Origin of the sequence: Blautia sp. HCP28S3_G10, assembly GCF_052065235.1 — a bacterium.
GTDB lineage: Bacteria > Bacillota > Clostridia > Lachnospirales > Lachnospiraceae > Blautia_A.
The window spans coordinates 1-19,012 of sequence record NZ_JBQHUL010000034.1; the positions used below are offsets into that span (position 1 = coordinate 1).

At 41.3% G+C, this 19,012-nt stretch carries 16 protein-coding genes; 2 read left to right on the forward strand and 14 right to left on the reverse strand.

Annotated elements, in window-relative coordinates; all coding sequences use genetic code 11:
- From ACTNB8_RS12720 to ACTNB8_RS12760, 9 genes are all read right to left on the reverse strand, one after another.
- A partial coding sequence (locus tag ACTNB8_RS12720; RefSeq protein WP_441055259.1) for a hypothetical protein occupies positions 1 to 722 on the reverse strand: 722 nt, incomplete at its 3' end.
- A 196-nt stretch (positions 723 to 918) separates the two neighbouring features.
- The gene (locus ACTNB8_RS12725) at positions 919 to 2,313 is read right to left on the reverse strand and encodes a radical SAM protein (protein ID WP_441055261.1); all 1,395 of its coding nucleotides are present in this window, start codon (positions 2,311 to 2,313) and stop codon (positions 919 to 921) included.
- A gap of 169 nt (positions 2,314 to 2,482) precedes the next feature.
- Positions 2,483 to 3,004, reverse strand: coding sequence for a nitroreductase (locus tag ACTNB8_RS12730; RefSeq protein ID WP_441055264.1), 522 nt, complete (start codon positions 3,002 to 3,004; stop codon positions 2,483 to 2,485).
- A 61-nt stretch (positions 3,005 to 3,065) separates the two neighbouring features.
- Positions 3,066 to 3,836 carry a phosphoribosylformimino-5-aminoimidazole carboxamide ribotide isomerase gene (gene hisA / locus ACTNB8_RS12735; protein ID WP_441055266.1) on the reverse strand — a complete coding sequence of 257 codons (771 nt, stop codon included), beginning with the start codon at positions 3,834 to 3,836 and terminating at the stop codon, positions 3,066 to 3,068.
- A 214-nt stretch (positions 3,837 to 4,050) separates the two neighbouring features.
- Positions 4,051 to 4,440: a hypothetical protein gene (locus ACTNB8_RS12740; RefSeq protein WP_441055268.1), complete on the reverse strand. Its 390-nt coding sequence runs from the start codon at positions 4,438 to 4,440 to the stop codon at positions 4,051 to 4,053.
- A 175-nt stretch (positions 4,441 to 4,615) separates the two neighbouring features.
- Complete coding sequence (dapB, locus tag ACTNB8_RS12745) at positions 4,616 to 5,374, reverse strand: 4-hydroxy-tetrahydrodipicolinate reductase (RefSeq protein ID WP_441055270.1); 759 nt, start codon at positions 5,372 to 5,374, stop codon at positions 4,616 to 4,618.
- 23 nt (positions 5,375 to 5,397) lie between these two features.
- Entirely contained in the window at positions 5,398 to 6,291 is an 894-nt protein-coding gene (gene dapA / locus ACTNB8_RS12750) for a 4-hydroxy-tetrahydrodipicolinate synthase (RefSeq protein WP_296158075.1), read from the reverse strand.
- A gap of 74 nt (positions 6,292 to 6,365) precedes the next feature.
- On the reverse strand, positions 6,366 to 6,860 hold the full coding sequence (locus ACTNB8_RS12755) for a cob(I)yrinic acid a,c-diamide adenosyltransferase (protein ID WP_441055272.1): 495 nt from the start codon (positions 6,858 to 6,860) through the stop codon (positions 6,366 to 6,368).
- A gap of 100 nt (positions 6,861 to 6,960) precedes the next feature.
- The gene (locus ACTNB8_RS12760) at positions 6,961 to 7,587 is read right to left on the reverse strand and encodes a single-stranded DNA-binding protein (RefSeq protein WP_441055274.1); all 627 of its coding nucleotides are present in this window, start codon (positions 7,585 to 7,587) and stop codon (positions 6,961 to 6,963) included.
- Positions 7,588 to 7,782: 195 nt separating this feature from the next.
- On the opposite strand from ACTNB8_RS12760, the gene typA reads away from it, so the two are divergent.
- Positions 7,783 to 9,624 (forward strand): translational GTPase TypA, encoded by a 1,842-nt coding sequence (gene typA / locus ACTNB8_RS12765; protein ID WP_296158068.1) that lies wholly within the window; start codon positions 7,783 to 7,785, stop codon positions 9,622 to 9,624.
- A gap of 56 nt (positions 9,625 to 9,680) precedes the next feature.
- Here typA and ACTNB8_RS12770 read toward each other — a convergent pair whose 3' ends face one another.
- Together ACTNB8_RS12770 and adhE are read right to left on the reverse strand one after the other, a co-directional pair.
- Positions 9,681 to 10,910, reverse strand: a complete 1,230-nt coding sequence (locus ACTNB8_RS12770; RefSeq protein ID WP_441055277.1) for an AI-2E family transporter — start codon at positions 10,908 to 10,910, stop codon at positions 9,681 to 9,683.
- A gap of 275 nt (positions 10,911 to 11,185) precedes the next feature.
- Positions 11,186 to 13,795, reverse strand: coding sequence for a bifunctional acetaldehyde-CoA/alcohol dehydrogenase (adhE, locus tag ACTNB8_RS12775; RefSeq protein ID WP_441055279.1), 2,610 nt, complete (start codon positions 13,793 to 13,795; stop codon positions 11,186 to 11,188).
- A gap of 551 nt (positions 13,796 to 14,346) precedes the next feature.
- Between adhE and ACTNB8_RS12780 the strand changes: the two genes are divergently transcribed.
- Positions 14,347 to 15,042 (forward strand): GTP pyrophosphokinase, encoded by a 696-nt coding sequence (locus tag ACTNB8_RS12780; protein WP_441055281.1) that lies wholly within the window; start codon positions 14,347 to 14,349, stop codon positions 15,040 to 15,042.
- 65 nt (positions 15,043 to 15,107) lie between these two features.
- On the opposite strand, the gene ACTNB8_RS12785 is transcribed toward ACTNB8_RS12780, so the two are convergent.
- The 3 genes from ACTNB8_RS12785 to ACTNB8_RS12795 form a co-directional block, all read right to left on the reverse strand.
- Complete coding sequence (locus ACTNB8_RS12785) at positions 15,108 to 16,580, reverse strand: sodium-dependent transporter (protein WP_441055283.1); 1,473 nt, start codon at positions 16,578 to 16,580, stop codon at positions 15,108 to 15,110.
- Positions 16,581 to 16,916: 336 nt separating this feature from the next.
- On the reverse strand, positions 16,917 to 18,005 hold the full coding sequence (locus tag ACTNB8_RS12790) for a substrate-binding domain-containing protein (protein WP_441055285.1): 1,089 nt from the start codon (positions 18,003 to 18,005) through the stop codon (positions 16,917 to 16,919).
- A 170-nt stretch (positions 18,006 to 18,175) separates the two neighbouring features.
- On the reverse strand, positions 18,176 to 18,871 hold the full coding sequence (locus ACTNB8_RS12795) for an RluA family pseudouridine synthase (protein WP_441055287.1): 696 nt from the start codon (positions 18,869 to 18,871) through the stop codon (positions 18,176 to 18,178).
- Positions 18,872 to 19,012 lie beyond the last annotated feature (141 nt).

Consider the following 19,012-nt stretch of genomic DNA (forward strand, 5'->3'; position numbering starts at 1 on the left):
GCAAACGAATCCAGGCAAAAACAAAATGGATGCCTCCTGTAAAATACAGAGAAGCATCCATAATGTCCGCCTAACTTATAAATATGTGTCCAGAATTCTGGGTACATATCAGTTGATCCGCTGTTTTTATCATATCCAATCGGTGAAAGTCCCTCGTCTGTCTGTTCATAAATATATGCCTGATTGGAGCCATCGCTCTCAGCACGGAATATATATTCGCCTGTTTCGGATGGGGTAAATGAATACCAGACTTCCTCTCCTGCTGCTGCAATCGTAGCAGTATATCCGCCATTATCCGGTACAAGTTCCGTCACATTGCTCGGAACTTCCACTGTATCCGATGCGCCTGCTTCGTCAGAAAACTCTTCTTCTGCCTGAACTTCTGTGCCTTCCTCATCAGCGAACAAATCCTCTGTTTCACCCTCTTCAGATTCCTCTGTCACACTGATTTCGTCTTCTGAATCAGTTTCCGGCTCAAGTTCTGCCTCAATCTCATCTGCAAAATCCACCTGTTCTGATATTTCTCCGCTTCCGGCTGCTTCTGAATCCTCACTTTCATCTGCATCCGTTTCTACCTCCAGGCCGCTTCCTGCGTCCTGAACTTCGGTTTCCTCTGCTGCCTCTGCGCTGAAATCCGCACCGCTTACCATCAGTGCCGTACTGTCAATACTTGTCGCTGCCATAACTGCCGCCAGCAATAATGCCAGATGCTTTTTCCTCATATGATACCCTCCCATATTCCAGTTTTCTGTTATAAACTGCTCATAAAACATAAACATATATTATATAAAAGCACTCTAAGGAAAAATCTTTTCACTTTTCGGCAAAAATTTTTTATTTTTCTGATAGATTTTGGGCAAAAAAAGACCTTCCTGCAATCATATTACTGACTGCAAAAAGGTCTATCTGATTTATTTTTTATGCCTGTGCGGCTGCTTTCTCAGCTTTTGCTTTGTTTCTCTCTTCCCAGAGCTTATCTGCTACAGGAGCCCACTCTTCTGCATAATGAACACATTTGCTGCAGAGATGTTCTGCTGTTTCCTGAGACTCAAGGTCTGTAGAATGAGCACCGGTCTCTTTTACCAGTCGCTGCAGGATCTCCGGATTCTCAAGCATTGGACATGGACGAAGCATATTGTCATTGAATGGCTGGTTATCATGATAAGCCATAAATAACGGCTGTTTCAAAATCTCAAGGATTGTATTTTCGTGAATGTTTCCATTTGAATAATGGATAAATACGCAGGGTTCTGCATCACCGTTTGCGTTGATATGGAAGTAGTTTCTTCCTCCTGCGATACATCCTCCTACAAATTCACCATCATTCTGGAAGTCCATGGTAAAGATTCCAGGACCATGTTCCATATTACGGATCTCTCTTACGCGATTCTTTACATAAATTCTCTGTTCCGGATTCAGAAGAAGATCTACGGAAGCAGCATTTCCAACTGGCATATAGTGGAAATACAGAGCATAACGGCATCCTTTTTCAATCAGCATCTGGATAAATTCATCACTTGTAACGCTCTTGTAGTTTGCACTTGTATAGCAGATAGATGTACCAAATACAAGTCCATGTTCTTTCAAAAGATCCATGGCATGCATTACTTTGCCATAAACACCCTCGCCACGGCGAAGATCATTAACCTCCGGCTCACCTTCAACACTCAGTGCAAGGAACAGGTTTCCTACTTCCTGCATCTGCTTGCAGAGTGCTTCATCTACCAGAGTACCGTTTGTATATGCGAAGAATACACAGTCATTATGTTTTCTGCAGAGTTCGATGATATCTTTCTTTCTTACCATCGGTTCTCCACCTGTCATCATGTAGAAATAAATACCCAGTTCTTTGCCCTGTGTAACGATTGAATCCATATCTTCAAAAGAAAGATTCAATTTATTTCCATATTCTGCTGCCCAGCAACCTGTGCAGTGAAGGTTACATGCACTTGTAGGATCCATAAGAATGATCCACGGGATATTACAGTTATGTATCTGTCTCATTTCACGGATGGTTTTTGTTCCGTTATAAAAAGCTTCGAATCCAAGATTCATCAGAGTTGTCTTTAATACATTTGGATGAAGATCTTTTACCATAGATGTAATATAACGGTTCAATGTATATTCCGGATTACAGGCAACTTTTCTTATATAATCCCAGTTTACTCCTGTTCCGAAATCTTTCATATATTTCTCAGCAGTATCTACGATCTTCGCATATGCTTCTTCCGGATTTTTATTTACCTGACCGATTGCATAGTCAGCGATTCCTGAAAATACTTTTTTTGCTGCTGCATGTGTAAGTTTATTCATTTCTCTTTCCTCCTCTGCTTCCCTGAATACCCAAATGAAAGCCTTTCGGTAATAGTTATTTTTTTATCATAATCATTATATTCGTATTTTCTTTTTATTTTCAATGGACAAAAAAGGGTCAGTGGGAAAAAAACTCCCACTGACCTCTCTGTGTCTTGTTTTATCTTATTTATTCTGCATAATATACGTAAGATTCTTTTCTCGGGGCCGCTTTCGGTGCCGGTCCGTCTGCATAACCCAGTATGCAGTGGCCAATGCCTTCATAATCCCCCTCAATTCCCAGTGATCTGAGAATTTCCTTGCCTTCTTCACTTTCGAACTCTTCTTTTGCCCTGTGGATCCAGCAGCTTCCAATTCCAAGAGCGTCAGCTTCCAGCATTAGATTTCCCATAACAAGACTGCCATCATATAAATATGTAGGTCTTGCTTTATCAGCCAGAACAATAAGCACTACCGGTGCACCATAAAACGGATCGGCATCTGTTCCATTAATCTTTGCATTCATGGCAGAAAGTTTATCACGAAGTTCTTTATTTGTTACTGCAATGATGATTGGGGACTGTTTTCCCATTCCTGTAGCAGCATAAGTACCTGCTTCAATAATCTTGTCAATGATTTCCTTCGGTACCATGGTGTCTTTGTATTTACGGATACTTCTTCTTTTTTTGATTGCTTCCAGTACATCACTCATAATGTCAAAACCTCCTTAATAAAAATCTGTGATTCTATAGTACATTTCTGTTTTTGCCCCGTCAAGCCAGTTTTTTGAGCACTTCAAATGGTATTGTTCCGCCAAAAAGATCCAATGCACTTCCTACTGTCACATCCAGACGTCCCTTACCATATTCCTCGAGGATTCTGATATCTTCCATACTTCCTACTCCACCTGCATAAGTAACCGGACGTTTTTCATAACCAGATAAAAGAGCTGCAAGTTCTGTCTCAATACCACTGGCTTTTCCCTCAACATCAACTGCATGTACCAGAAATTCATCACAGTAATCACCCAGTTCTTCCATCGTTTCCAAAGTTACAGTCACATCTGTAAATTTCTGCCACCTGTCTGTAACTATATAATATCTGTCTTCTCTTCTACGGCAGCTGAGATCAAGTACAAGATGTTCTTTTCCTACAGTTTTTACCATCCTGTCAAGATTTTCCCAGTCAAGCTGCCCATTACAGAAAACATAGGAAGTTACTATTACGTGGCTTGCTCCTGCATCCAGATATTCTTCTGCATTTTCAGGTCGGACACCACCGCCCAGCTGAAGCCCTCCCGGATAAGTGTGGAGTGCTTTCAGAGCCTGTTCTCTGGTTGACTCATAATATGGAGAATCAGAACCGTTAAGCAGGATCACATGCCCACCTTTCAGTCCTGCGTTCCCATAAAGCTCCGCATAAAAAGTCGCATCCTGACCTGATACAAAATTCTCTCTTGCCTGATCTCCTGTATCCTTCAAACTTCCGCCTACAATCTGTTTTACCTTACCATTATGTATATCAATGCATGGACGAAATTTCATATTCTATTCCTCTTTTCCTGTGACTTTTGCAGATGCTCTGTCCAGAATCTGCTGTCAGTCTATATGTATTCCTCAGCCTGTGCAGGCTGAGGTTTATATTGTAATTATTAGTTATATTTTAATATGAACGATTTTCATGTGCAAGAATAATTTCCTTACTGTTCATTCCGACCACAGTTACTGTTCGTTCTGTCCACAGTAGCCTGGTCAAAATTTACCTGCCTTCGACAGCATTGCCTACTGCATCTCCGACGTCTTCCACTGCATCTCCAACACCATCACCCAGGTCCTTTACACTATTTCCAAGTTCTCCGGAAACTGTACCATCATTATTATCTGTATTATCATTGTTTTCCACAGTGGTATCTGTTCCTTCTGACATGATATCCCCATTATCCACAGCGCCGTCATCTGTTGCAGGTGACTCTTTTTCTTCCCCTGGTGTATCTGTATCCGCAGGTTTTTCATCAACATTATTTTTCGGAGTTTCTGTTACTGTACCTGATTCATCTGCTGCATTGTTCCCGTTATTTCCGCATCCGGTCATCATAGCCAGTGTCATAACCAGTAATGTACCTGTGAGAATTTCTCTTGTTTTTTTCATTCCTGTCTGTCTCCTTTTCCCGGTAAACAACCAGTCCGCTGCTTTCCCGAAATTTATTATAATGTTAATATGTACAGAAATGAATTTTCTATTCTGTAAAAACAAAAAAATATCCTGTGACTATCATGTTATAGCACAATAATCACAGGATATTACATACTTCTTAATTTAATACTCAGCCTTCGATCACATCTGCCATATCATATCTGCCAGCTGGTTTGCCAGCCAGGAATTTGGCAGCCTCGAGAGCACCTTTTCCAAAAACAGCTTTTGAATAAGCAGTGTGCTTAAATTCGATTACTTCATCAGGACCTGCAAAAATCACCTCATGATCACCGACAATAGTTCCTCCACGAACTGCGGAGATTCCAATTTCCTTAGAATCACGCTGTTCTCGTCTCTGACTGCGGTCATAAACATAGTGATATTTATTATCCATTGCTTCATTGATACTGTCAGCAAGTGCAAGAGCTGTTCCACTCGGTGCATCCAGTTTCAGTTTGTGATGACGTTCAACAATCTCCATATCAAATCCTGCTGTTGCAAGAACTTTCGCCGCATCCTGCAGGAGTTTCATAAGAGTGTTGATACCAAGCGACATATTTGCGGATTTCAGGACTGCTGTTTTCTTTGCTGTTTCTTCAACTTTCTGAAGCTGCTCTTCGCTGAGCCCTGTCGTACACAGAACGACCGGAAGAGCTTTTTCTGCACAGAAATCAAGCAATGTATCTACTGCTTTTGCAGAAGAAAAATCAATCACAACATCTGCATCTACCTGACATGCTTTCATATCTGTAAATACCGGATAACTGGTATTTCCTTTATCGGCAATATCAATACCTGCTACAATCTCCACTTCCGGATCTTTGGAAGCAAGGTCGGAAATTACCTGTCCCATGTGTCCACAGCATCCATGCATGATTACCTTTACCATAATAATCTTTCCTCCTCAGTGACTTAAGCCAGTTTGATTCCAAAATCTTTTAATGCTTTTGCAAGAGTTTCTTTGTTGGCTTCTTCCATTTCACACAGAGGCATACGAAGTGGTCCTACATTCCATCCCATAAGATTCAGGGCAGTTTTTACAGGAATCGGGTTTACTTCGCAGAACAGTGCATTAACAAGCGGGATTGCATCAATCTGGATCTTCGCAGCTCCCTGAATATCTCCGTCAAGGAATTTCATAACCATATCATGAGTCTCCTTCGGTGCCACGTTGGACAGTACGGAGATAACACCAAGTCCACCCAGTGAAAGAATCGGCAGAACCTGATCATCATTTCCTGAATACAGTTCCAGATCAGCACCTGCAAGTGATACAGTCTTGGCAATCTGAGAAAGATCTCCGCTTGCAGCCTTCAGACCTACAATATTCTTAACATTTTTAACCAGTGTAGCTACTGTTGCAGGCTGAATGTTACATCCTGTACGGCTTGGTACGTTGTACATAATGATCGGTGTTTCCGGAACTGCATTTGCAACTGCAGTATAATGAGCGATCAGGCCTTTCTGAGTAGCTTTGTTGTAGTAAGGAGTAACAACCAGTAATGCATCTGCACCATAGGATGCAGCCTCCTTAGACATCATGATGGCTGTTTCTGTACAATTGGAACCAGTTCCTGCAATAACCGGCACACGTTTGTTCACTTTATCAATCGCAAACTTGATAGTTTTGAGATGTTCTCCATGTGTCATTGTTGATGATTCGCCTGTGGTTCCACAGATGATAATGGCATCTGTGCTGTTGGCGATCTGGAATTCAAGAAGTTCTTCCAGTTTGTCGTAATTCACCTTTCCGTCTTCATACATAGGTGTTACAATCGCAACGCCTGCACCCTTAAAAATTGCCATTTGATCTCCTCCTTATTCTTCTGTATTATAATATTCATTCCTGCCGGATCTGCATTTACTTTGTGTAACCAACGTTACTGTAACGTCTCAGTATTTAAAGTAGTAACTGTGTCCACGTATGGCTTCAGTGCTTCCGGAAGATTCCATCCGGTCATCACAATATGCATGGACTCGTCCTTCTGCTTCAGAATATCTGCAACCATGTCAGCTGTGACAATACCACAGTCTACAAGTCCCAGTATTTCATCCAGCAACAAAAAATCACATTCCCGGGTAACTACCACTTTGCGTGCAAAATTGACACCGTTGAGGATATTCGATCGTTCTTCTGCTTTCTCCTCCTCAGACAGTTCCTCGTAACAACAGTCCTGCTTTTCAAACCGGAAAATCTTGAAATCAAGATCCATAACCTCCTGAAGAAAATCCAGTGCCCGCTTCTCTCTGCCTTTCAGAAACTGGATCACGATGACGCTTTTGCCCTGTGTGGCTTCCCGAAGGCTCTGTCCAATAGCCAGAGCTGTTTTACCCTTGCCATTACCACAGTATACTTCTGTTAATTCTTTTTCCATACTATTTCCTCTTAACGTTAGTGAATCAAACCCTCACATTAATGTTTTTATCTTACCTCAGTTCTGCCAAAAAAGCAAGCCACAAGTGAATTGGCGATTTTCAGTCTACATATTCCAGTTTGCTCACTGAAACCTCATACGCAATACGCTTCTCTGTTTCCATCTCTGAAATTCTTTTCACATATTCTCTGCTCTGGATTCTTCCCCACAGAAGAACATGTCCTCCAACTACAAATGCTGAAGCATAACGTGCATTTCTTCCCCAGCAGATGCATGGTATGTAATCGGATTTTCCATAAGGGCGGTTTACTGCCAGAAGCACATCTGCGATTTCTCGTCCCAGGGGAGTTTTTCGGTAAACAGGCGGTTTGCAGATGTATCCGTCCAGAAATATCTGATTTACCGGTATGGTTTCATCTTCCTCTTCCAGAAAATTAACTTCCCGCGCAAAAACAGAAAGCACCAGCCGGTTATGCTTTTCTTCATGACGGTTATATGAGCGGAACTGACCGTGAATTTCTATATATTCCCCGATATAATCCTGTGTGACATCAACAAGACGTTCCGAAACCATAACAGGAATACGGTCCTCTGAATCACTCAGACGCTTTACCAGAAGTTCCGTTGTATAGAAGCCTTCCCCAAATACCTGATGACTGAATGTAAAGCCGGCATCAATCCTTCCCATAATAGATACCTGATTGTTTTCAATAATTTTGTCTGCCATAATATAGTTCTCCTTCCTCTTTGTGTATTTTGTCTTTACTAAACTATGTACGACAGACGTTCTTTAGAACCAAAACTTAAAAAATTTTTCTCAATGTCTTGTAATCTGCGAAAAATGTGGTAAACTGAAATATCGTAACTACGCTAAGAAAAAAACACATTAATATAGAAAGAAAAAGAAAGGATTTCGATTTTTATGAATATCAAACGCGAAGATGTACGCAACGTTGCCATTATCGCCCATGTCGATCACGGCAAAACCACTCTTGTGGATCAGCTTCTGAAACAGAGCGGTGTATTCCGTGAAAACCAGGAAGTTCAGGAACGTGTCATGGACTCCAATGACATTGAACGTGAACGTGGTATTACTATCTTATCCAAAAATACCGCTGTTCATTACAAAGGCGTTAAGATCAACATCATTGACACACCAGGTCATGCTGATTTCGGTGGTGAGGTAGAACGTGTTCTTAAAATGGTAGACGGCGTTATTCTTCTTGTCGATGCATTTGAAGGTGCCATGCCTCAGACAAAATTTGTTCTTCGTAAAGCACTGGAACTGAATCTTCATGTTATTGTCTGCATCAACAAAATCGACCGTCCGGAAGCTCGTCCTGATGAAGTTATTGACGAGGTACTGGAACTTCTTATGGATCTTGAAGCATCTGACGAACAGCTTGACTGTCCATTCCTGTATGCTTCCGCAAAAGCAGGTCATGCTGTTCTTGATCTGAAAGATACACCGGAAAATATGGCACCACTGTTTGAAACCATTCTGAAATATATCCCGGCTCCTGAAGGTGATCCGGACGCTGATACCCAGGTTCTGATCAGTACTATCGACTACAATGAATATGTTGGACGTATCGGTGTCGGTAAGGTCGAAAATGGTAAAATTGCAGTTAACCAGGAACTTACTCTTCTGAACCATCATGACGTTGACAAACGTAAAAAAGTCAAAATCAGCAAACTTTACGAATTTGACGGTTTAAATAAAGTTGAAGTTAAAGAAGCTTCTGTAGGATCCATCGTTGCTATTTCCGGTATTGAAGATATTCATATCGGCGATACACTCTGCAGCGGTGATAATCCGGAGGCAATTCCTTTCCAGAAGATCTCAGAGCCTACTATTTCCATGAACTTCCTTGTAAACGACAGCCCGCTTGCAGGACAGGAAGGTAAATTTATCACTTCCCGTCATCTTCGTGACCGTCTTTACAGAGAACTGAACACAGATGTCAGCCTTCGTGTAGAAGATACTGAAACTACTGAATGTTTCAAAGTCTCTGGCCGTGGTGAACTTCATCTGTCTGTTCTTATTGAAAACATGCGCCGCGAAGGCTATGAGTTCGCAGTAAGCAAACCTGAAGTTCTCTATCATTTCGATGAACGTGGCAAGAAACTTGAACCAATGGAAATTGCTTATGTTGATGTTCCGGAAGAATTCTCCGGTACCATCATTCAGAAATTAAGCGAACGTAAAGGTGAACTTCAGGGAATGAGTACAGCCAGTGATGGTTCTGTACGTCTTGAATTCCGTATTCCTTCACGTGGACTGATCGGTTTCCGTGGTGAGTTCCTTACCTCCACAAAAGGTACCGGTATCCTCAATACAACATTCGACGGTTATGCACCTTACAAGGGTGATTTCCAGTACCGTAAACAGGGATCCCTTATCGCATTTGAAGCAGGCGAAGCTGTTACCTATGGTCTTTTCTCCGCTCAGGAACGTGGTGTTCTCTTCATTGGACCTGGGGAAAAGGTTTACAGCGGTATGGTTATCGGACAGAACGGCAAAGCCGAAGACATTGAACTTAATGTCTGCAAGACCAAACACCTTACCAATACACGTTCTTCTTCCGCAGACGATGCCCTGAAGCTGACACCGCCTAAAGTACTCAGCCTTGAACAGGCGATTGAATTCATTGATCAGGATGAACTCCTTGAGGTAACTCCTACAAGTCTTCGTATCCGCAAGAGAATTCTCGATCCACGAGAAAGAAAACGTTCCGCATTCCGCAAACAGCAGCAGTCATAATTGTTGCTTATATAGACAAGAATCCGCTGCAGAATGATAATCTGCAACGGCTTCTTTTATTTTTTCAACTCCATCGGCTGTTTTTCATGGAAATTCTGTTTATATTCTTCCATCATTTCTTCCTGATTATTTTTTCTCAGCCCGCGGCTTATCAGTTTACGGATAATATCGTAAATTACACCAAACAACGGAACAGCAATAACCATTCCTACGATTCCCCATAAACCACCAAACAGCAGAATGGAGAACAGCACCCAGAAACTGGAAACACCTGTGGTATTTCCGAGTATCTTCGGTCCGATAATGTTTCCATCCACCTGCTGCAGAATCACAATAAAAATCAGGAAATACAGTGCATCCCATGGATGTCTTCCCAGAAGGAGTAATAATGCACACGGAATGGCCCCAATAAAAGGTCCAAAAAACGGGATAATGTTTGTTACACCTATAACAACACTGATAAATGCCGCAGAATCAAATCCAAGGATTGTGGTTCCTGCGAAACAGATCAGTCCGATAATCGCAGAATCGATGATTTTTCCAACAAAAAAACCATTGAACATTCTATCCGTATAATGAACTTCTTCTTCGATAATCTCTGCCCATCTGTTTGGAAAAATACCATATAACAGTAATTTTGCCTGTGCCCCGAAAAGCTTCCGGCTGGCAAGAAGATACACAGCAATCAGAAATCCAAGGAACATATTTTTGAATACGCTTAAGACCTCTATCAGCTGGACTGTAATATTATTGACAATTCCCTGAATTGTCTGCATCATACTTGAATTGGCACTAAGAACATCGTTCAAGCCACTCTCAATCTGAGATGAAAAATGATTGAAGTAAGACTGTAGTTCCGGCTGATCCTGTAAAACTTTATCGATCATACTGTTGCAATAGGAAAGTCGTGCCGGCAAAATTCTGATAATTTTTATGGTACTGTCCCAGACCTGCGGCAGGATAAGAATGATCAATAATACAACAACAGTTACTGCACAGATGATTGCAACAGCTATAGAGAGGAATTTAAGTGCCTTCTGCTGCTTCTCAGTAGCCTTAGGACACCATCTCAGAAATCTATCGTCCATGCGGTTACACATCGGTGCAAGGAGATATGCGATCAGTGCGCCATACAGAAAGGGTTTCAATATATTAAAAACTGTCTGTATTCCCATTGCTATATTTTTACTCTGATACAAAATGTACAAAATCGCAAATCCAAATGCCAGCACTGCAGCCCCTGTAATACCAAGTTTCACATATTTCGTATTTTCGTTATGTTTCAATTAGTTATGCCCCCTGAAGCTCCTGCTTCTGTCTGTTAAATGTCTGTCTGTTTCATGATTGTCTTTATTTACCATAGTATCATGGCTGTTAGATGTCATTGTAACATTCAACTTACCCATTTGCAACACACATATTTTCCATTTTGTCCCTGCTGTCCGAATAGTCAAAACCTCTACCCCGGTGTCACTGTCCTGTGGTACCGAAGCAGAGGTTCTATATGGCCCGAACCGGGCTGATTTATATAAACTTTTTAATTTATGGTTCCCGAGAGATTTTATTTTCCGTAATATGCTTTCAGATAAATCTCTTTCAGTTCAGCGATCAGTGGGTATCTCGGGTTTGCACCTGTACACTGGTCATTGAAAGCCTGCTCACTCATTTCATCCAGAGTCTCAAGGAAGTACTTCTCATCTACACCATAATCTTTGATCGTAGGTTTGATCTCAATAATCTTTTTCAGCTCTTCCAGCTTCTCCAGAAGTTTTTCAAATACTTCCTGATCATCTTTTCCTGTAAGTCCTACAGAACGTCCGATCTCAGCATAACGTGCCAGTGTCTTCGGATACTGATACTGTGGGAATGTACCCATCTTTGTCGGAACTTCTGCCGCATTATAACGCATAACATCTGTAAGTACCAGAGCGTTTGCGATTCCGTGAGGAATATGATGGAATGCTCCGAGTTTATGTGCCAGAGAATGGTTAACTCCCAGGAATGCATTTGCAAAAGCCATACCTGCCATGCAGGAAGCATTTGCCATGTGATCTCTTGCTTCTACATCATTTCCATCTCTGTATGCACGGGGCAGATATTCAAATACAAGTTTGATTGCCCTGAGTGCAAGGCTGTCTGTATAATCAGAAGCCATCATGGAAACATATGCCTCAATAGCATGAGTCATAACATCAATACCAGATGCACTTGTCAGACCCTTTGGTGCGCTCATCATATTATCAGTATCTACGATTGCCATATCCGGCATCAGTTCATAGTCTGCAAGTGGCCATTTGATTCCGGTTTCCTTATCCGTGATGATTGCAAAAGGTGTTACCTCAGAACCTGTACCGGAAGATGTTGGAATTGCGATAAAGTAAGCTTTTTTGCCCATTTTCGGGAATGTATAGATTCTCTTACGGATATCCATGAAATCCATTGCCATATCATCAAAATCAGCATCCGGATTTTCATAAAGAACCCACATGATCTTGCCTGCGTCCATTGCAGATCCACCACCAAGTGCAATAATGCAATCCGGCTCAAAAGCTCTCATTGCTGCTGCGCCTGCTCTTGCAGAAGCCAGGGATGGATCAGGCTCTACATCGGAGAAGCATGTATGAACGATTCCCATCTGATCCAGTTTATCTTCGATTTTCTTTGTATATCCGTTCTTGTACAGGAAAGAGTCTGTTACGATAAAGCAGCGTTTCTTGCCCATTACATTCTTAAGTTCGTCCAGTGCTACAGGCAGGCAGCCTTTCTTAAAGTAAACTTTTTCCGGGGTTCTCATCCAGAGCATGTTCTCTCTCCTCTCTGCAACAGTCTTAATATTGATCAGATGTTTTACACCAACGTTTTCGGATACGGAGTTTCCTCCCCAGGAACCGCATCCAAGTGTCAGAGACGGAACAAGTTTGAAGTTATAAAGATCCCCGATACCGCCCTGAGAAGACGGGGTATTGATCAGGATACGGCAGGTTTTCATTGCCGCTTCAAATTTCTCCAGTTTTTCGGTTTCGTTTATATTGATATAAATGGAAGAAGTATGTCCATATCCACCGTCTGCTACAAGACGTTCTGCCTTTGCAACTGCTTCGTCAAAAGTTTTTGCCTTGTACATCGCAAGTACAGGAGAAAGTTTTTCATGTGCAAATTCCTCACTGATATCTACAGATTCAACTTCACCGATAAGAATCTTTGTTTCAGCCGGAACTGTTACTCCTGCCATCTCTGCGATAGCTGCAGCCTTCTGTCCTACTATTTTTGCATTCAGTGCACCATTGATAAGAATTGTTTTTCTTACTTTTTCAATCTCATCTTTCTTCAGGAAATAGCATCCTCTGTACTGGAATTCCTGTTTTACTGCTTTATATACACCTTCCAGAACAGTTACGGACTGTTCGGAAGCACAGATCATACCGTTGTCAAAAGTCTTGGAGTGAATGATAGAGTTTACAGCAAGACGGATATCTGCAGTATCATCAATAATAACCGGTGTATTTCCTGCGCCTACACCAAGTGCCGGTTTTCCTGAAGAATATGCCGCTTTTACCATTCCCGGACCGCCTGTCGCAAGAATAATATCAGCTTCTTTCATTACCAGATTGGTCAGTTCCAGACTTGGTACATCGATCCATCCGATGATTTCTTTCGGTGCTCCGGCTTCTACTGCTGCTTCAAGAACAATTTTGGCAGCTTCAATGGTACTACCTTTTGCACGTGGATGTGGACTGATAATAATCGCATTTCTGGTTTTCAGTGCAATCAGTGTTTTGAAAATTGCTGTGGAGGTCGGGTTTGTAGTAGGAATAACTGCTGCGATCAGGCCGATAGGTTCAGCAATTTTTTTGATTCCATAAACCGGATCTTCTTCAAGTACACCACAGGTTTTTGTGTTTTTGTACGCATTGTAGATATATTCTGATGCATAGTGATTTTTGATTACTTTATCTTCTACGATTCCCATGCCTGTTTCTTCTACTGCTGCTTTTGCAAGCGGGATACGTGCTTTGTCCGCTGCTGTTGCCGCTGCTTTAAAAATTCTGTCAACCTGTTCCTGTGTGTATGTGGCGAAAAGTTTCTGTGCTTCTTTCATCGTAGCAATCTTTGCTTCAAGTGCTTCTGCTGTGTCAACAACTGCCGGGATGTGGGTTTCTTTCTTTGCCATTTTGGAATCCTCCTGTTTATCTCTGATGTTAATTGATTCTGACAACGATCGTTATTTCCTTTTCAAATATTAACGCATTAAAATATTTAGTCTATTTGTTAACGTTAATTATTTGTCAATTTCTTTATGTGGCTATTATATTAGCTTGTTAATCATTTGTCAATCATAATTATTCAAAAAAAATGCATAAATTTCATTTAGTATTCCAGCTTCTTTTGGCATATTATACAAACAGTTTTCTTAGCTTCATTTAAGTTCTCTTTTTTCTGAAATGTATTTTTTCATTAATTTACTTATCATTTTTTATCTTTCGAGCTCATATTTTGTTATTTATATAACAAAATATGATAATTATTTCTTATATGCTCACCGAAATCCAGGCATTAGTCATCTTCCAAATGTCATATTTTTCCAACTCTTTTCATAGATTAAATGATGGGAGCTGATTCCTCGATACAGGCTGCAACATAAATAGTCCATTCGCTGTAGTCTCATTTTAACCATGTTTTAACACAAACCACGTACAGATTTATTACAGAAGGAGTATTCTAATGGGAATGGGAAATGCATTACGCACAAACGAAACTGTAACATTAATACAATTAGAGGAAGAAAGACAGAAATTGAAGAAAAAAGAACTTTTAAAGAATATGCTGACAGACAGTGAATTCAGCATCAAAGGCCAGTGTGCCATAAATCTTATGATGACCAAACTTGATATTGTCAACACATTTTTGCTCATGAAGTACAACCGGAATTTTATCCAGATGAAAACCGGGCGGCTCAAAAGCTATGACAGTGTCTGCAAAAAAATGCAGAAAAAAGGACTGGATCTGAACTTCAACCAGGCACTGGAAAAAATCAATGACCTTATCGGCGTCCGTGCCGTATGTGCATATGTAGATGATATTTACAAAGTAGCTGACCTTATCGAAAAACAGCAGGATATCCGCATCATCAAAACAAAAGACTATGTAACGCAGCCCAAAAAATCCGGCTACCAGAGCCTTCACCTGATTCTGGAGGTCGCTATTCCTTTTCAGCAGGAAAATCAGTGGATCAAGCTGGAACTGCAGCTTCGTACTGCTGCCATGGATTACTGGGCAAATCTCGATCATCAGCTGCGGTATAAACGTGGTCAGAAACAGGCTGCAGTCATTAATGAAGAACTGCAGCAATGCGCTTCCGTGATCACTCAGCTGGATCAGAAGATGCTGGAGATCCGTAAAAAAATTGATAAAATCTAATCTGTGTTTTTACATCCGAACGATAAAAAGGGAAGCTCGCAATGAACTTCCCTTTTTGTTATATATTATTTCTTTTTTGATTTTGAGTGTCCAAAAGATATCCAGCCTACCAGCAGAAGCATCGCCACTCCAACGAGCATCCATGGAATCAGATATGTATTTCCCTTCGGCTGGAACATATCGTAGTAACCTTTCAGATAAATCACTGCAACAACAATCGGCAGGATCCATTGCATATAGAACTGAATCCCTTTCGGGAATTTTGTGCCTTTGCCTGTGTTGGCTTCTTTTATAAAATTACTCCAGCCCCATCCGTTCTTCGATGCACAGAATAACACAAAGACAACAGATCCAAGAGGCAGAATATTATTAGACACAATAAAATCTTCCAGATCCATAATATTAGTTCCCTCACCAAGTACATGGAAACCTGACCATGGTCCAAATCCCAGGATCGCAGGCATGGACAAAACAATTACCAGAATGATATTAAAAAGAACTGCTTTATTTCTCGTCCAGCCCCAAAGGTCCATAGCAAATGACAGGATATTTTCAAATACTGCAATAACTGTAGACAGTGCGGCAAATGACATAAACAGGAAGAACAGTGCACCCCACAATCTTCCGCCAGCCATCTGGTTAAATACATTAGGTAATGTGATAAATACAAGTCCTGGACCTGCCCCCGGCTCTACATTAAATGCAAAACATGCCGGAATAATAATAAGTCCTGCCATCAATGCCACAAACGTATCCAGCACAAGAATATTAATACTTTCTCCTGCAAGTGTACGTTCTTTACCCATATAACTTCCGAAAATTTCCATTGCGCCAATACCAATGCTTAATGTAAAGAATGCCTGTGATAAAGCGCCGAAAATCACATTTCCAAGGCCTGCTGCTTTAATATTATCCAGATTTGGCACTAGATAAAATTTTACCCCTTCCATGGCACCGTCAAGTGTAAGTGAATGAACTGCCAGAACAACAATCAGTGCTAGAAGACAAATCATCATAATTTTTGTAATTTTTTCGATACCATTCTGGAGTCCCAGAGAACAGATGCCAAATGCCAGAAGAACAGCTGCGATCATCCAGCCTGACATTGTGCCTGTAGCCTGCTGCAGTCCCCCGAAAAATTCTGTAATCTGCTCCGAAGATGCGCTGGAAAGTTCTCCAGTAGCCATAACATAACAATAGTACATCATCCAGCCTGCAACCATAGTATAAAAACTCATCAGTGCATAGTTTCCAATCATTCCCATATAGCTGTATTTATGAAAATTTGAACCTTCCGGCTCCAGTTTGTGGAATGCCCTTGCTGTACTCAGACGGCTTGCACGTCCTACTGCAAATTCACAGACAAGAATCGGCAACCCCAGCAGCACAAGAAATACCAGATAAACCAGAATAAAGGCTGCACCTCCATATTTGCCTGTCATATATGGGAATTTCCATACATTACCAAGACCTACTGCACATCCGGCTGACACCAGAATGAAACCAAGTCTTGAACCAAAAGTTTCTCTTTCTTTCACCAGTTTTTCCTCCTCAATCACAACGGTGTTCTACTCAACTTACACTTTGTCCATATTCAGTCAAGCAGATATTCGCAATCCGCTTTGCTACTTGCTCATAACCGAATAACTGCTTCGCAGTTTATCAGAAGGAGCTTGCACTCCTCCTGATACAAGCAAGTCCCCACCCACTGCTTATTGCTTTTCGCAATTGAAGCAGGGGACTTACTTGGTTCGGTTAAACAAGTGTTCATAGTATAACACAGGGACAGTCCTTTTGTGAACTGTCCCTGTATATATTTACCGTGTTTCAGCAGTGCTCCTTTAAACTGATGCAGTACCGTATTCATACAGGTATCAATAAAGATATCTGCTGCAAGTCTCATCCTCTATATTAGACGGATCAATCCACTTCGGCTGCATGAGGATTTCCTTTTCCTGATCTGCCGGAACCGTTGCATAAGCAGCTGTCAGAATTGTCTGATATCCAAGCTCATACGGATCCTGAGAAACACAGCCCAGCTGTTCACCGTTCTTAATTGCCTCCTGCTGTCCTGAAGAGGCATCTACGCCAATCATTATCGGTGCATTATCTTCGTTCTTATCAAGTTTCAGATAAAGCTCTGCAACATCTTCATTTGTACAGAAAACGCCAGCCAGATCCGGATATCGTTCAAGAACTCCCTGCATGGCAACTGACATATCTTCCACCTGATCTGTATAAAGTTCGCTGATTATTGTAATGCCGTCCTGGTCTTCCAGGACACTTTTAAATCCTTCTACTCTTTTCTGCGAACTTTCAGTTTTTTCCTGAGCAGAAAAAATCGCAACCTTTCCCTGTCCATTCAGAGCTTCTGTCATCTTTTCACCGGCAATCCTGCCTACTTCCGAATTGTCTGTTCCACGAAAAGCTGCAACAAGGTCATTATCCACAACATTTGAATCAAAAGAAACAACCGGAATTCCGTTTTCTCCGGCAGCCTCCAGCTGCGCCTGGCAAGAATCCATGTCACTTGCTGAAAGACACAGCACAGCAGGGTTTTCTGCAATAACAGCATCCAGCGTATTTACCTGAGTTTCCACATCCTGTTCATCACTGGGGCCTTCAAACGTCATGGTTACTTCATCATCCCCCTGAAAATCATAAGCAGTATTTATATCCTTTACTGCTGCCTCCATTCCCTTATGGAGAGTCTTCCAGTATTCTCCGTCTACACATTTACTTACAACAGCAATTCTGCTGCCTGCAACAACAGGAATTGTAGTATCAACCTGGGATGTTTCTTTCTCTTCTGTCTCTTCCTGTTCATTTACACTAACAGGATCTTTCTCCCCATCTGCCTGCACATCCGCAACAAAATTATTTAAGCCGCTTTCTTTATTGATTCCTCCTGCAATCATTACTGCTACTGCAAGAAGAAATGCAGCTACTGCTGCTTTTTTCATCTTTTTTCTCCTTTTCTTTCATATGAACTTCATCCAAATGTGCCCTATTTTACTGCTGTATCCACCTTCTCAGCAGTCCTGTTTTTACATTATACACATTTTAATGTTATCGTCCATAGATTTCATATTTTTTTCATGATTTCATAAGAAAAAAAACAGTAAAAAGAAGTTTAGAAGCCCGCAAAGGCCATATTCTCCGGAATCACACTGAAATCCATCTTTTTTCCGGTCTTCGGATGACTGAATACAAGCTGGCAGGAGCATAGTCCCAAAGGCAATCCTGAATGATCTGACATATTATATTTGCGATCTCCCAGAAGTGGCATGCCCGCATTGGACATCTGAACTCTTATCTGGTGATGCCTGCCCGTTTCCAGCTGAATTTCCATAAGAATTCTTTTTCCTGTTTCAGTTCTGTTGTCTTCAACCTCTTTCAGAACTTTGTATGAGAGTCGCGCTTTTTTTGCACCTTTTGTGCCTGCCTGTGCTACTTTTGATATATTTCCTTTCGACTCTTTTTTCAGGTAATCCTCAAGTATACCAGACTTTTCTGCCGGTTCCCTGTCTGTAACTGCCAGATATTTTTTGGTCGCCGTCTTATTGCTGATCTGATTACTTAAGGAGGCTGCTGCCTTTGGAGTCAGTCCAAATACAAGTACACCCTCTACCGGCTGATCCAGTCTGTGAACCACTGCCAGATATGGTATTTTTCCCTGGCTTTTCTGACTGAGATAATTTTTCAGTGCACTTTCCAGATCCATTGCTCCAATTCTTGCATTCTGTACGGCAATCCCTGCTGGTTTATGATATACGAGAACCTCCCCATCCTCATAAAGTATCCTTGATTTTATATCATTATCAAACATAAAAAATCTCTCCTTTTATGGAGAGTATAGCTTAAATCACAGATTCTGACAACACAAACAGAGACGGTCATCATTTTTACTTTGCGTTTAAAATGATGACCGTCTCAAGACTCTTCGTTAATCATTACAACCTCATTCTTC